Annotated in this window: 13 protein-coding genes; 5 read left to right on the forward strand and 8 right to left on the reverse strand. The window is 72.5% G+C overall.

Annotation, left to right across the window (positions count from 1 at the left end; genetic code table 11):
• The first annotated feature begins 77 nt into the window (after positions 1–77).
• Entirely contained in the window at positions 78–2,144 is a 2,067-nt protein-coding gene (locus ACFV9O_RS01355; protein ID WP_385410883.1) for a PhoX family protein, read from the forward strand.
• Between the two features lie 82 nt (positions 2,145–2,226).
• Here the strand turns inward: ACFV9O_RS01355 and ACFV9O_RS01360 are convergent, their stop codons facing one another.
• Together ACFV9O_RS01360 and ACFV9O_RS01365 are read right to left on the reverse strand one after the other, a co-directional pair.
• A complete protein-coding gene (locus ACFV9O_RS01360) occupies positions 2,227–3,204 on the reverse strand; it encodes a hypothetical protein (protein WP_385410885.1) in 978 nt (325 codons plus the stop codon).
• 41 nt (positions 3,205–3,245) lie between these two features.
• A complete protein-coding gene (locus ACFV9O_RS01365; protein ID WP_385410887.1) occupies positions 3,246–4,721 on the reverse strand; it encodes an APC family permease in 1,476 nt (491 codons plus the stop codon).
• A gap of 121 nt (positions 4,722–4,842) precedes the next feature.
• On the opposite strand from ACFV9O_RS01365, the gene ACFV9O_RS01370 reads away from it, so the two are divergent.
• Entirely contained in the window at positions 4,843–5,241 is a 399-nt protein-coding gene (locus ACFV9O_RS01370) for an RNA-binding S4 domain-containing protein (RefSeq protein ID WP_385410888.1), read from the forward strand.
• A 101-nt stretch (positions 5,242–5,342) separates the two neighbouring features.
• Here the strand turns inward: ACFV9O_RS01370 and ACFV9O_RS01375 are convergent, their stop codons facing one another.
• From ACFV9O_RS01375 to ACFV9O_RS01390, 4 genes are all read right to left on the reverse strand, one after another.
• On the reverse strand, positions 5,343–7,304 hold the full coding sequence (locus tag ACFV9O_RS01375) for an FUSC family protein (protein WP_385410890.1): 1,962 nt from the start codon (positions 7,302–7,304) through the stop codon (positions 5,343–5,345).
• A gap of 4 nt (positions 7,305–7,308) precedes the next feature.
• The gene (locus tag ACFV9O_RS01380) at positions 7,309–8,385 is read right to left on the reverse strand and encodes an endonuclease/exonuclease/phosphatase family protein (protein WP_385410892.1); all 1,077 of its coding nucleotides are present in this window, start codon (positions 8,383–8,385) and stop codon (positions 7,309–7,311) included.
• 70 nt (positions 8,386–8,455) lie between these two features.
• Positions 8,456–8,908, reverse strand: coding sequence for a hypothetical protein (locus ACFV9O_RS01385; RefSeq protein ID WP_385410894.1), 453 nt, complete (start codon positions 8,906–8,908; stop codon positions 8,456–8,458).
• A gap of 79 nt (positions 8,909–8,987) precedes the next feature.
• Positions 8,988–9,668, reverse strand: coding sequence for a TetR/AcrR family transcriptional regulator C-terminal domain-containing protein (locus ACFV9O_RS01390; protein ID WP_385410895.1), 681 nt, complete (start codon positions 9,666–9,668; stop codon positions 8,988–8,990).
• 204 nt (positions 9,669–9,872) lie between these two features.
• Between ACFV9O_RS01390 and ACFV9O_RS01395 the strand changes: the two genes are divergently transcribed.
• Complete coding sequence (locus tag ACFV9O_RS01395) at positions 9,873–10,700, forward strand: MBL fold metallo-hydrolase (protein ID WP_385410896.1); 828 nt, start codon at positions 9,873–9,875, stop codon at positions 10,698–10,700.
• Positions 10,701–10,973: 273 nt separating this feature from the next.
• Here the strand turns inward: ACFV9O_RS01395 and ACFV9O_RS01400 are convergent, their stop codons facing one another.
• Positions 10,974–11,408, reverse strand: coding sequence for a hypothetical protein (locus tag ACFV9O_RS01400; RefSeq protein ID WP_385410897.1), 435 nt, complete (start codon positions 11,406–11,408; stop codon positions 10,974–10,976).
• Between the two features lie 37 nt (positions 11,409–11,445).
• On the reverse strand, positions 11,446–12,228 hold the full coding sequence (locus ACFV9O_RS01405) for an alpha/beta fold hydrolase (RefSeq protein WP_385410899.1): 783 nt from the start codon (positions 12,226–12,228) through the stop codon (positions 11,446–11,448).
• A 113-nt stretch (positions 12,229–12,341) separates the two neighbouring features.
• Here ACFV9O_RS01405 and ACFV9O_RS01410 point away from each other — a divergent pair, with 113 nt between their 5' ends.
• Entirely contained in the window at positions 12,342–13,721 is a 1,380-nt protein-coding gene (locus ACFV9O_RS01410) for a PLP-dependent aminotransferase family protein (protein ID WP_385410901.1), read from the forward strand.
• A 128-nt stretch (positions 13,722–13,849) separates the two neighbouring features.
• Positions 13,850–14,227: a hypothetical protein gene (locus ACFV9O_RS01415; protein ID WP_385410903.1), complete on the forward strand. Its 378-nt coding sequence runs from the start codon at positions 13,850–13,852 to the stop codon at positions 14,225–14,227.
• The last annotated feature ends 112 nt before the right edge of the window (positions 14,228–14,339 follow it).

Below are 14,339 nucleotides of genomic sequence, written 5' to 3' on the forward strand. Positions count from 1 at the left end.
GTGCCCCTAGCGTCACGGCCGGACATATTCCGACACGATGTCGGCGCGGGGTTGCGCCGAAGGGTCTGGGGGCTGAAGTGCGCAAGCTGCTGCCGCTGCTGGGTACGAATCACGCGGGCGGCCGGTCCGCTCTCACCTGCCGTTACCGCTGTGGTGACGCCTGCTTCCACGAGGTGCCGAACACCAGCGACAACGAGTACGCCGGCGACATCATCGCCGGTGCGCTGTCGCGTCGTTCCATGATGCGTGCGGCCGCCGTCGTGACCGTCGCCACCGCCGCGGGCGGTGCCGTCGTCGCGCAGGGCGCCCCTGCCGCGCAGGCCGCGACGGCCGCCGCCGCGACCGGCACCGGCCACGGCGGTACCGGCAGCACCGGCGACGGCGCCCGCGGCCTCCGCTTCACGCCGGTCGCGCCCAACACCGCCGACCAGGTGACCGTTGCCGAGGGTTACACCCAGAATGTCGTCATCCGCTGGGGTGAGCCCATCCTCCGTGGCGCCCCGGCCTTCGACGCCGACCACCAGACGGCCAAGGCGCAGGCCGGTCAGTTCGGCTACAACAACGACTTCCTGAGCCTGCTGCCCCTGCGTGAGCACGGCCGCCAGGTCCTCGTGGCCAACCACGAGTACACGGACGAAGTCCTGATGTTCAAGGGCTATGACCCGGCCAACCCGACCCGCGAGCAGGTCGAGATCGCCTGGGCGGCCCACGGCCTCTCCGTCGTCGTGGTCCAGGAGGAGCGCAAGAGCGGCAAGCTCACGCCCGTCACCCGGCACTGGCTCAACCGCCGTCTGACCGCCACGAGCGAGTTCCGGCTCACCGGCCCGGCCGCGGGCAGCGACCTGCTCAAGACCTCCGCCGACCCGACCGGCACCAAGGTCCTCGGCACGCTCAACAACTGCGCCGGCGGCACCACCCCCTGGGGCACCACGCTCCACGGCGAGGAGAACTTCAACCAGTACTTCGCCAACGGCACCAGCGCCACCGACAAGCGCTACGGCCTGAGCAGCGCCGCCACCGAGCGCAAGTGGGAGCGGTTCGACAGGCGCTTCGACGCCGCCCAGGAGCCCAACGAGTCGCACCGCTTCGGCTGGGTCGTCGAGCTCGACCCGTACGACCCCGACTCCACGCCCCGCAAGCGCACCGCCCTGGGCCGCTTCAAGCACGAGGCGGCGCAGCCGCGGCTCACCCGTGACGGCCGCGCGGTCGTGTACATGGGCGACGACGAGCGCTTCGACTACTTCTACAAGTTCGTCTCGTCGAAGCGGATGAAGAAGGGCACCTCGCGGGCGGCCCGCGAGCACAACCTCACCCTCCTCGACGAGGGCACCCTCTACGTCGCCAAGCTCACCGGCGACTCCCCGGCCGCCGAGATCGACGGCACCGGCAAGCTCCCGAACGACGGCGAGTTCGACGGCACCGGCGTGTGGATCCCGCTGGCCACCGGCGATGTCTCGCACGTCGAGGGCATGACCGCCGAGGAGGTGTACGTCTTCACCCGCCTCGCCGGTGACAAGGTCGGCGCCACCAAGATGGACCGCCCCGAGGACGTCGAGCCGAGCCCCCGCACCGGCCGCGTCTACATCGCGCTCACGAACAACACCGACCGCGGCAAGCCCGGCAAGGCCGGTGCGGACGAGGCCAACCCGCGCAACCTCAACAAGCACGGCCAGATCCTGGAGCTCGCCGAGCACTGGGACGACCCGTCGAGCGACGGTTTCGCCTGGCGGCTCTTCCTGGTCGCGGGCGACCCGAACGACCCGGCCACGTACTTCGCGGGCTACCCGAAGGAGACGGTCAGCCCCATCTCGTGCCCGGACAACGTGGCCTTCGACCCGCACGGCAACCTGTGGATCTCCACGGACGGTTCCCAGCTCGGCTCGCACGACGGCCTGTTCGGCGTCGCCACGCAGGGCGAGCGGCGCGGTGAGCTGAAGCAGTTCCTCACCGTCCCGAAGGGCGCCGAGACCTGCGGTCCGATCATCCAGGACCGCCGCGTCCTCGTCGCCGTGCAGCACCCGGGCGAGATCGACGGCGCGACCGTCGAGAAGCCCGCGTCGGTGTGGCCCGACGGTCCGGGCAAGATCGTGCGCCCGTCGGTCGTCGCCGTCTACCGCAAGGACGGCCGCGACATCGGCGTCTGACTCCAGTGACCCCTGTGGGCCCGGCCGCTCCCGCCGGGCCCACGGGGAGGGGTTTCCCCAGGCCGCTCCAGGCCACTCCGGGTCACTCCAGGCCCGTCGCCCTGCGGAAGCGTACGAACTGCTCCGCCGGGGCGCCCGTGTACGACCACGGCACCCGTGCCGCCCGGGTGCCCAGCATCCCGAACAGCCCGCGGGCGAGCTCCGTCTCCCCGGCGTAACAGGCCGCGTGGGTCAGATAGTTGAGCTCGGGGATCTCCTCCGGCATCACCGGCCCGTTCTCCCGGCCGCCGATCCACCGCTCCCAGGTGCGCCGCACCTCCGACACCGCGAGTTCGTGCTTCCAGTGCTGCCCGAAGTCCGGAGCGGAGCCCCCGTCCCTGCGGCCGCGGCCCAGGGAACCCTCGGCGACGTACCGGAACTCCTCCACCCGCGCGATCTGCACCAGGACCGGCAGCGGGGACCCGGGCGGCGCCGCGCCCGCCGCATCGCGCGCGACGTCGTACATCGCGCCGTGGGTGCCGTGCCACCGCGCCGACCAGTAGCGCAGCAACTGCACGTGCCCCTCGATGTTGTCGGGATCACGGCGGCGCAACTCCTCCCACCAGCCGCGCAGTTCGCGCCGCCCCACCCCGCCCTCGTACAGCCGGGCCACCGTCAGCAGCGACACCCAGGGCATCGGATCGGCCGGCGCCGCCTCCGCCGCGCCGAGGCAGGCCATCACCGCCACATCGAGCCGGGCCCGGTCGACCGCGGCGCCGCGGCCCGCCGCGATGGCCTGGTCGAAGACCCGCACCACCTCGGTCGCGGCGCGCAGCACTGCCGCGTCCGGGTTGTCGGGTTCGGCGGCCCGCCAGGACTCGACCGCCGACGAACCCGCCGCGGCGTGCGAGAGCTGGCGCACCCGGTGCGTGCGGCGCGGCCAGTCGTCACCGGTGGCGTGCAGCAGATCCCGGACGCCCTGCCAGCGGCCGATCACGATGTCGTGGCGCGCCTCGGTGAGCGCGCGGTCGCCGGAGTCGGGGTCGAAGACGGGCTCGAAGCGGCGGCGGGCAGCGGCCATGGGGGGTGCCTGCTTTCTGGGATCTGCCTGCTGGGGGGAGTTCAGAAGTCCGTGGCCAGGGCGTCGCGGGCAGCGTCGGGGCGGCCCGACGCGGACCCCGCGTACGGCTGCTCCACCTCGATCGCCCGGACCGCGTCGAGCTTCGCCGGCCGGTAGTAGGCGCTCCCCCGGCGCCAGTACCAGAGCATCGGCACCAGTCCGGCCACCAGCCCGCCCAGTCCGATCGCGATCGCGGCGCTGCTCAGCTCGCCGAGCGCGGCGAAGAAGGTCCAGAACATGAAGGCCGCGCCGAGGAGCGGCCACAGCCCGCCGAGCAGGAAGTTCGCCACGGACGTCAGCAGCATCTTGCGGTACGCGACGACCGCGGCGATGCCCGCGAGGCCGTAGTAGACGGCGATCTGCAGCGAGATCGCGCTGACCGCATCGCTGAGGATCTGGCCGACCGAGCCGAGGGCCGTGGCGGCGGCGAACATCGCGAGGGCGACCGCCCCGACGACGGCGATCGCCACCCAGGGCGTGTTCCAGCGCGGGTGCACCGTGCCGAGCGAGGGCGGCAGCGTACGGTCGCGGCCCATCGCGAAGAGCGAGCGCGTGACCTGGATGAGGGTGGTCTCCAGGGTCGCCACGGTCGACAGCATCACCGCGACGACCAGGAGCTTTCCGCCGACGCCGGGCCAGATCTCGTCGCCGAGCACGCCGAGGACGTTTCCGCTGCCGCTCTGGATCTGCTCCGAGCTGAGGATGATGTTGACGGCGATCGTGAACGCCTCGAAGAGCAGGAAGACGACGCCGACGCCCACGAGGGCGGCGAGTCCGGCCGTCCTGCGGCTGTTGCGCGTCTCCTCACTCAGGTTGCTGGTGACGTCCCAGCCCCAGTAGTAGAACGCGGCGATCAGGGCGCCCGAGGCGAAGCCGGAGGCGCCGTCGAAATGGCCGAAGCCCAGCCACGACCAGTCGAAGGCGTGCGCGGAGCCCTTGTGCAGCAGGGCGGCGAGGAGGAAGAGCACGAGGAGGGCCAGCTCGACCCCGGACATCAGCAGCTGCGCGCGTACGGTCAGCCGGGCGCCGCCGAGGACGACGAGCAGCATGACCAGGAACCAGCAGGCCCCGACGGCCGTGGCGAGCCCGGTGTTGTCGGCGAGGCCCGGGTCGAAGAGCGCGAGGGTCATCGCGCCGGCCGGCAGCGAGCCGGCCACCATGAAGATCGTCGCGGAGACGACCAGGGCCCAGCCGGAGAGGAAGCCCAGGAAGGGGTGGAGTGTGCGGCCCACCCAGGAGTAGCTCGCCCCGGCGTTGACGTCGATCCGCCCGAGGCGGCTGAACGCCAGGACGATGCCGAACATGGGTATCGCGCAGTAGAGGAGTGCGGCCGGGCTCGCCAGCCCTACGGCTCCGGCCAGCACCGCGGTGGTCGCGGCGAGCGAGTACGCGGGAGCGCTTCCCGCGACGGCCATCACGATCGTGTCGAACGTACCGAGGACATTGGGCTGTAGCCCTCTGCCGGAGTTGCTGCTCATCGAATGTCCTTGTATGGCAGGGCATGTGGCGCTGTTTCAGGAGGCGTTCGCCGAGCTGAAGCGATCCTTCCGCACCCGGGAGACGGAGCGCATCGTAGTCCTCCCACGTACAGTCGGTGGTATGGCGGATCACGCAGGGCCCGCAGGGGCCGAGGGGACCGTACGGGTCGACAGCTGGATCTGGTCCGTGCGGCTCACCAAGACCCGCTCCCAGGCGGCGGCGGCCTGCCGCGGCGGCCACGTCCGCGTGAACGGGGAGCGCGTCAAGCCCGCGCACACGGTGAAGGCGGGGGACGAGGTGCGGCTGTTCCACGAGGGCCGGCAGCGGATCGTGGTCGTGTCCCGGGTGATCCGCAAGCGGGTGGGCGCGCCCGTGGCGGTGGAGTGCTACGTGGACAACAGCCCGCCGCCTCCGCCGCGCGAGTTCGTGGCGCCGATGGGACTGCGCGACCGGGGCACGGGCCGTCCGACGAAGCGCGACCGCCGCGACCTGGACCGCCTGCACGGACGCCAGGGGTAGGGGCCGGCCCCCGGGCCCCATACGCCCTGCGGGCGTGGCCGGTAGCGGCGGGTGGGCCGGGGATGTGGCCGGTACCGCCCGGTGGGCGCGGGTGACCGTCCTCAATCGGCGGACGGGCTCCGGTCGGGCCCCGGCGAGGCGATCGCGCGGGCGGCCATGACCTCCTGGCGGAGGGCGGAGAGGACGCTCCGCTCGTCGCCGTGGAGCTCCGCCCGCACCGCGTACAGCTCCTCGCTGGAGCGGATGCCGTCCGCGAGTTCGCGCAGGTGGCAGGCGACCTCCGCGACCTCCTCGGGGGCAGGGGGCGCCGCCCCGTGCATGACCCGGACCCGCGCCGCGGTCGTCGCGTCCGCGATGCGCTCGACGGCGACGACGAGCGGCCACCACGCGGCCGCGCGGGTCCCGGTCGGCGGCGGCTCGGTCAGGGCCCGCTGGAATTCGGAGCGTACGGCGGACAGGTCCCGGTACAGACGGCGGCGCGACCGCACCCGTACCCCCTGGTCGCCGTCCGCCGCGAAGGACAGCTCCACATAGTGCGCCGCGTCGCCGACGGCGTCCGCCAGCCGGTCGCCGATGCGGGATCTCCAGCTCTCCGGCCAGAGCAGATAGCCCGCGATCAGCGCGATCGCGCAGCCGATCAGGCTGTCGACGAGCCGCGGGCGGATCAGCCCGATCCCCTGCCGGCTGATCAGGTCGGAGATGAGCAGGATGACGGGGGTGATCGCCGCCGTCTGGAAGGCGTACCCCTTCGCCGAGAAGGCGGGGATGAGCGCGGCGAGCACCATCATCACCGGCACGTCCCACCAGCCCTGCGGCACCTCCGCCAGCACGGCCGCGGCCACCACCAGCCCCGCCGCCGTGCCCAGCCCGCGCGCCACGGCCCGCGAGAAGACCGAGCCGAAGTCGGGCTTGAGGACGAACGTGACGGTCAGCGCGATCCAGTACGAGCGGTCCAGCGCGACCAGCGACACCAGGGCCTGGGCGAGGCCGATGCACAGGGCGAGCCGGAGCCCGTAACGCCAGGAGGCCTCGGAGAGCAGCACGTTGCGGGCGGCGCGGCGGGCCCGGATGCGCAGGGCGGCGGGGCGGCCGAGGCGGTCGTCCACGTTGTTCGGATCCGGGTCGGCGTCGTGGACGACGGTGGACGCCTGCCGCAGGGCCTCGTCGAGGGCCCGGTCGGCGCTGGTGCGGGGTGGCGGCAGATCGAGGCCGGGATCGCCGGTGCGGCCCTCCTCGACGGTGTCCGCGAGACCCCGTACGGCGGCGGGCACCGCTTCCGGCACCGGGTGGGCCAGCTGATGGGCGGCCGGGGCCGCCTCGACGATGGGGATGACGGCGTTGAGCTGGGCGAGCAGCCGTACGAGGGAGGGGTTGCGGCCGTGGTCGCGGGTCCGGCGGGCGAGCACCAGGTCGTAGGAGGTGTTGAGCGAAGTGGTGACCTCCTGCCGGCGCGTGTCGTAGGTGCCGGAGTCGCCGCCCGCCGCTTCGAGGAGACCGGCGACGGCGCGATAGGTGGCGGCGACCGCCGACCGCTCGGGCACGCCGCCGCGCAGCGGCCAGCCGAGCAGGGCGAGGGCGAGGACGAAGCAGCCGCCGAGTGACAGCAGCAGGGGGGCCTTCCACCAGGGGCTGGGCATCTCGAGACCGGCCCCGACCACCGCGTTGAGCAGGAGCAGCAGCCCGGACACGGAGGCGACCGCGCCGATCGACGAGATCATCCCGGAGACGAGCGCGACGAGGGTGAGCGCGCCGACGGCGAACCAGCCCTCGCCGTAGACCAGCGTGCCGAGCGCGACGCCGACGGCGCCGAACAGCTGCGGGACCGCGATGTTGAACAGCCGCATCCGGTAGGCGTCCGCGGTGTCGCCGATCACCCCGGACAGGGCGCCCAGCGACACGAGTGCCCCGTACACGGTCCGGCCGGTGGCGAGGCCGACCGCGAGCGGGGCGGAGAGCGCGACGGACGCGCGGGCCACGGCGGCCCAGGGGATCGGCGCGGGCTGCGGGCGCAGGCCCCTGACCAGCCAGGTGGGCGGGGCGAGCCGTCCGCGTTCCCGCGCCATGGGGTCACCCGCCGTGCAGTTCGAGGCGGACGAGCAGGGCGCGGTGGTCGGTGTCGGCGAAGTCGAGGAACCGGGCGTCCGCGACGCCGAAGTGGTCGCTGACCAGCACATGGTCGATCTGCGCGCCGAGGGGACGGGGGCTCGTCGCCGGCCAGCTGGGGGTGCGGAAGGCCCCGGCGACGCGGGCACTGTCGTGCAGGGCCCCGGCGTCGAGGACGCGGCGGAAGGCGGCGTGGTCCTGTGTGGCGTTGAAGTCGCCCGCGAGGATCGTGGGCGTGCCCCTGCTGTCGGCGGCGTACGCGCGCACCCGGCCGAGCTCCTCGCGCCAGGACCCGACGCCGCCCGGGATGGGTGGCAGGGGATGTGCGAGCTGCAACCGGACGGTCCGGCCCCCGATCCGCGCCTCGGCACCGGGCATGGCCAGCTCGCCCGGGATGCCGGGAGCGTTCGTGAGCGGATGGACGGAGAGGAGGGCGGAGCCGTGGGCGAGATCGCCTTCGACGACGTGCCGGTAGGGGTAGTCGGCGCGCGGGATCCGGGCGGCGAGGGCTTCGCTGCAGGCGCGGGCGCACTCCTGGACGAACACCAGGTCCGGTTTCTCGCGGCGGACGGTGAGGATGAGGTCCGGTGTGGCCTGCCCGAACTCCACGTTCGCCGTGAGCACCCGGAGTTGGGCGACCACGGGACCGCGCGGGTCGGTCGCCCCGGCTCCGTACGGCCGCACGAACCAGCCGGTCACGGCCAGGACCACCATCGCGCACACGACGAGCACCCGGTGGCGGACGAGGGCCGCGAGCAGCAGGGCGAGTCCGGCGGGCAGCAGCAGCCACGGCAGGAATGCGAGGAGCTGCGGGACGGGCGTGTCCGCGTCCGCACCGGCGGCGCGGCAGCCGACGACGACGGCGACCGCGGCGAGCAGCAGCCCGGCGGACCAGGCGGTGGCGGTTCGCGCGGCGCGTGCCGTCCGCGTCGCCTGCGCCGTCCGCCGTGGGTGCGCCGTCCCTGCCATGGGCGTGGGACCGCTGGCGGGCGCGGGATCCGTGGTCTGCCTCGCCGCCGGGCCGGTGTCGAGAGGGTCCATGTCCGTCGAACGGTCGGCACCCGGGAAGAGTTCTGCGGCACCGCCGTCGGTGCCTCGGTGCCGTACCGCCTCAGTGCCGTACCGCCCGGGTGATCTCGGCCTTCGGGGTGCCCGAGAGATCGCGGTTGCTGCGGGCCTCGCCCGTCTTCGAACCGCCTGCCGGGACGTCGCTGATGGTGACGACGACGGCGTCGAGGAGGTTGCCGTCGGAGTCCTTGAAGTTCACCTGGATCGTGTAGTCAGTGGTGCTGCCGGCGCTGTTGGTCGCGGTGATCTCGGAGACGGCGCGGCCGTCCTTGTTCTCGGTGGGTCCTGCCTTCACGTCCCCCTTGGCGTTGATGCCGCCCTGGATGTCGGACAGCTTGGCCGTTGCGGACGCGATGGCCTCGCTCGCCTTGGACGCCAGCGACTCGGGGGTCTCGTCAGTGTCGGAGCAGCCGGTGCCCCCTGCCGCGATCAGCACGGCGGCAGCGGTTGCGATGAGCGCGTGTCGGGCGCGCAGGGCGCCTCGGGCCGTTCTCATACGCCCCAGCGTGCGCCCGCGCAGGGCATTCGGCCACTCGGGGGACACGGGACATCCGGGTCCCCCGGGCGCCACGGGCTCAGTTGGGGACCGGCGCCAGCCTTCTCAGCGCGTCGATCAGGAGCTCGACACCGAACGCGAACTCCGCCTCGTGATCGTTCACCGCCAGGATCGGCGCGACCTTGGCCACCGCGGGGAAGCCGGACCCCGAGAAGTACGCGGTCCGTCGCGCCAGGTCCGCCTCCGGGTCCCGGTCGGTGCCGGCACCGGGTGAGGCCCGTACATGCATCAGCAGCGAGCCGACCTGGAACGAGATGAACAGCCGCAGCGCGTGCACCGCCGTCTCCTCGTCGAAGCCGTGGTCGAGCATCATCGCGAGCATCGTGTCGACGGGCGCGAGTGCCGTCGGTGTGGACAGCTGGCGCATCAGCACGAGTTCGCACGCGCGCGGGTGCTGCAGCGACGCCTTCCGGAAGCCGTACGCGATCGTGCGGACCCCCTCCTCCCAGCCACCCGTCATCCGCCGCGGCATCCGCATCTGCTTCGTGACGAACTCGGTGACACCGTCCAGGATGTCGTCCTTGCTCTGCACATGGTTGTAGAGCGACATCGCCTGAACGCCCAGGCGGGCCGCGATCCGGCGCATGGACAGCCCGTCCACGCCCTCCTCGTCGATGATCACCAGTGCCGCTCCGAAGATCCGCTCCCGGGTCAACGGTGCGCGGGGTCGGGGCAGTTCGCGTCGTGATCCGTGGGCCATGGGTGGTGGCTCCTCTTTCGCGTGGCTACGCGCGGTAACGCTTGACGGCTTACAGCGTAAGTGCTTCTCTCCTTCTCGTACTTACGGTGTAAGTGGCACAACTGCAGTGGAGGCAGGGCGAGATGCACGCGTCCACGTCAGCACCCACCATCCTCTCCCAGCCCGGTTGCCCGCCGGGTCTCCCCCTGGCAGCAGGAGGCACAGATGTCTGTGCGTACGACCCCGATCCCCCAGCGGCGCTCCTCGCTCACCATTCACCACCTGGACTGTGCTCCCATGCGCCCGCTCGGCGGCGCCCCGCTCGTCTCGCACTGCCTGCTGATAGCGACCGGCAGCGGGCTCGTCCTCGTCGACACCGGTCTGGGGGCGGCGGAGGTCTCGGACCCGCGGCGGCTCGGGGCGCTGTTCCGTCACACGATGCGGCCCGAGCTCGATCTGTCCCGTACGGCCGCACATCAGGTGAGGGCGCTCGGCTACGACCCGTACGACGTGAGCGACATCGTCATCACCCACCTCGACCTCGATCACGCGGGGGGCATCGCCGATTTTCCGCACGCCAGGGTGCATGTGATGGCCGACGAGTACCGGTCGGCGATGCGCCGTGACACCCGCCTCGAGGCGAACCGCTATCTGCCCGCCCAGTGGGCGCACGGTGTGGACTGGGTCGTCCACGACACCGCCGACTTCGACTGGTTCGGCTTCCCCGCGTCCCGCGTGCTGCGTGCCCCCGACATCCTGCTGGTGCCGCTGCCGGGCCACACCCGCGGCCACAGCGCGGTCGCCGTCCAGGAGCCGGACCGCTGGCTGCTGCACGCGGGCGACGCGTACTTCTTCCACGGCGAGGTCGATCTCCGCCGCCCCCGCTGCCCCCGGCCCCTCGCGCTCCACCAGCGCCTCGTCGCGGACGACCACGAACTCCGGCTGAGCCAACTGGAACGCCTGATGCACCTGCGGCGCGCGCACCCGCGGCTGGTGCGCATCTTCTCGTCCCACGACGCGCACGAATTCGACACGTTGGCGAACGGGGAGTAGGCGGCAGTTGGGGCCCGTACCGCAAGGTGGGCCCGGGCGTCCGTCCTCGGGCGCCGGACGGGCTGGGAGCGGGCCCGTACCGGCAGTGGGGCCGGGTGTCCGTTCGCCCCGAGAAGCAGCCCTGTTGGGCCCCACGCCCGCAGGGCGTAGGGGGAGCTGAGCCGCGAGGCCCCGGGGGCGGAGCCCCATAAAAGGCGCACCGCAGGCGCCCCCTCCCCGGCCAGGGCGCCCGGGGGCAGGGGCCGGCGGGGACGCACCACCCCGCGTCGCCGGTCAGATCTTGGCCGGCGACTTGTCCGTCGCCAGCGCCCAGATCACGAAGACCGAGATCGCCATCGCCGCGACCGCCCACACCGGCTGGTACGGCAGGAAGATGAACTGGGCCACGATGTTGAGCGCCGCCAGCGCGATACCGGTCACCTTGGCCCACTCGGCGGCCTTGAGGATCCCCCACCCGGTGACGACGAGAATGATCCCGAGGATCAGATGGATCCATCCCCAGCCGGTGAGGTTGAAGGAGAAGACGTAGTCGCCGATGCGGGTGTAGACGTCGTCCTCGGCAATGGCGGCGATGCCCTCGATGATGTCGACGACGCCCATGACCAGCATCAGGACACCGGCGAAGAGCGTACCGCCGGCCGCCCAACCGGGGCCGGCGCTCGTCGCGGCCTGCTGGGACGGGGTTTGGGGTGCAGTGTTCTGGCTCATGGCGCCATCGTGCGCCGAATGGTGTAAATCCGATATTTCAGTTGAGCCGTTCGAGGTACGCGCGCAGTGCGGCGTCGAACTCCTCCGGCCGCTCGAGGTTCGGCATATGGGCCGCCCCCTCGATCACGCACAGCGTCGAGTCCGGGATCGCCGCGTGCATCGCCTCGGCGTCGGCCACCGGTGTGTACGCGTCGTGGCGTCCCACGACCACCAGCACCGGGACCGGGATCCGGGTGAGCAGCTCGCGGTAGTCCGGGCGCTCCGCACGCCCCCGCAGCGCGGCCGCCGCACCCTCCGGCCAAGCGGTCAGCATCATCCGGTGGACGGTCTCCGAGGCTTCGGTGTTGTGCGGCGCCACCATCTTGTCCCGTACTTCGTCCGCGTACCCCCGCATCCCCTCCACGAGCAGCCGGTCCGCCATGGCATTGCGCCACACCTTGCCCTCCTCCGTCTCCGCGGCCGGGAAGGTGTCGGCGAGGACGAGGCCGGTGATGCGCTCGGGGAAGAGGCGGTAGCACTCCATCGCGATCTGGCCGCCCATGGAGAGGCCGCCGAGGACGAAGCGGTGCACGCCGAGCCGGTCGAGGAGGGCGGCCAGATCGGTCGCGAAGTCGCTGAGCAGCGTCGTACCGGGGACGACGGTGGAGGCTCCGTAACCGCGCAGATCCGGGGCGATGACGCGGTGCGTGGCCGAGAACGCCGAGAGTTGCGGCGCCCACATGGAGCGGTCGAAGGGATGGCCGTGTACCAGGACGAGGGCCGGGCCCGCTCCCTTGTCGTCGTAGCCGATGGTCAGTGTGTCGATGAGTGCGGACGGCATGGCCACGACGCTAGGCGCCCCAACTCCTCGGTGCAATAAGATCTTTGCTCTCGGTGCAATCTGCCGGAGCCCTTGGGGCTCTGGAGGGCTCTGGACGGCTTTGGAGGGCAGGGATGCGGGACGACTTCCGGCGGCTCGCCGACGAGATCGCGTCCGACATCGCCGACGGGCGACTGCGGCCCGGCGAGCGGCTGCCGCCGCAGCGGATGTACGCGCGCAGGCGCCGGATCGCGCCCTCCACGGCGATCCGGGTCTACGGCGAACTGGTGCGGCGCGGCCTGGTGGTGGGCGAGGTGGGGCGCGGGACGTTCGTGCGCGCCGCGCCTCCGCTGCCCGGGCCGGCGCTCGCCGAGGCGGTCGGGAACGCCCCGGTCAACCTGGAGCTCAACTACCCGGTGGCGGAGGGTCAGTCGGAGCTGATGGTGCGCGGGCTGGCGGCCCTGGCACGCGCCGACGTGTTTGCGGAGGCGACCCGGCCCGCCGCCCCGGACGGCACGCCCGACGCGCGGCGCGCCGCGGCGGCCGTGCTCGCCAGGAGCGGCTGGTCGCCCGACCCGGACCGGGTGCTGTTCGCCGGCAACGGCCGCCAGGCCATCGCCGCCGCGATCTCGTCGCTCGTGCCGCCCGGTGGCCGCCTCGGCGTCGAGTCGCTGACGTATCCGCTGGTCAAGACGGTCGCGGAACAGCTCGGCGCGAGCCTCGTGCCGATCGCACTCGACGCGGAGGGTATGCGTCCGGACGCACTGGCCGCGGCTCATCGCAGGGCGCCGCTGTCCGCCGTGTACGTACAGCCGACCCTGCACAATCCGCTGGCCGTGACGGCGGGGGCGGCGCGGAGGGCCGAGCTGGCGGCGGTGCTGGAGGAGTCGGGACTCACGGCGATCGAGGACACGACCTGGGCCTTCCTCGCGACGCAGGCCCCGGCGCCGCTCGCCGCGCACGCCCCCGGGCGGACCGTCCTTGTCGACAGCCTGTCCAAACGGCTCGCACCCGGTCTGACGGTGGGCTACCTCGTCACGCCCGAGGGGCACCGGGAGGCGCTGATGCGGGCGCTGCGGTCCGGCGCCTGGACCGCAGCCGGGTTCGGTCTCGCCGCGGCCACGCGATGGTCGGACGACGGGATCGTGGCGGCGGTGGCCGAGGCCAAACGGGCGGACGCGGCGGAGCGCCATCTGCTGGTACGGGAGCGTCTGGGCCGCTTCGACCTCAGCACCGACCCGCGCGCCTACTACTGCTGGTGGCGGCTGCCCGCGCCCTGGCGGGCGGAGACGTTCGTCGGCGCGGCGGCGGAGCGCGGGATCGCCGTGACGCCGGGTTCGGCCTTCGCGGTGGGCGCGCACCCGGCTCCGGACGCGGTCAGGATCGGGCTCGCGACCCCGCCGCGGGAGGAGCTGGCGCGGGCACTGACGACACTGGCGGACCTTGCGTCGGGCCCGGCACGCACCGGATCCGCCGGATCCGCCGGATCCATCGAAGCCGCCGGATCCGCCTGATCCACCGAAGCCGCCTGTCTCATCGGATCCGCCGGAACCCACCGAATCCGTCTGATCCACTTGCCACGCAGGCCGCCGGGGTGTCCGCTGGTGGGTGGAGTAGTGGATGGAGCGGAAGGAGCTCTGCCATGGCTGCACATGCGGCGGTGCCGGTCCGGCACCACGGCGCTCTCGGGTGGGCGATCCCCCTCACTCTCGGCGTGATCTACGGCTTCTACACGTCCTTCATGGCCCGTGAGGCCGGGCAGTCCGCCACCGCGCAGATCGTCATCGGCCTCGTCTCCGCCGTGGTGCTGGCGGGGCTGTGCTTCGCGCTCGGCCGCTACCAGCAGGCGCTGCCCCGCGAGGTGCGGGCAGCGGCCTACTCCGTGCTGCTGGGCATCGCCGTCGGCTACCTCTACAGCCTGAGCGGCCGCAGCGTCCTCACCGTGACGGTGCTGTCCCTGGCCCTCGCGGCCGCCATGTTCTGCGTCAGCTTCTACATCTTCTACACGCACGAGGACTGACCCACGGGCTGACCCGGGAGGGCACCGAACTCCTGCCGAGAGACGCGAAGGGTCCTTTTTCCCCCCGCCTCCCTCAGGGGATTTTTTTTACAGAGGAAAGCCTCTCCTCCCC

The sequence above is a fragment of the Streptomyces sp. NPDC059909 genome (genome assembly GCF_042730885.1).
In the GTDB taxonomy this organism is placed as follows: Bacteria; Actinomycetota; Actinomycetes; order Streptomycetales; family Streptomycetaceae; genus Streptomyces.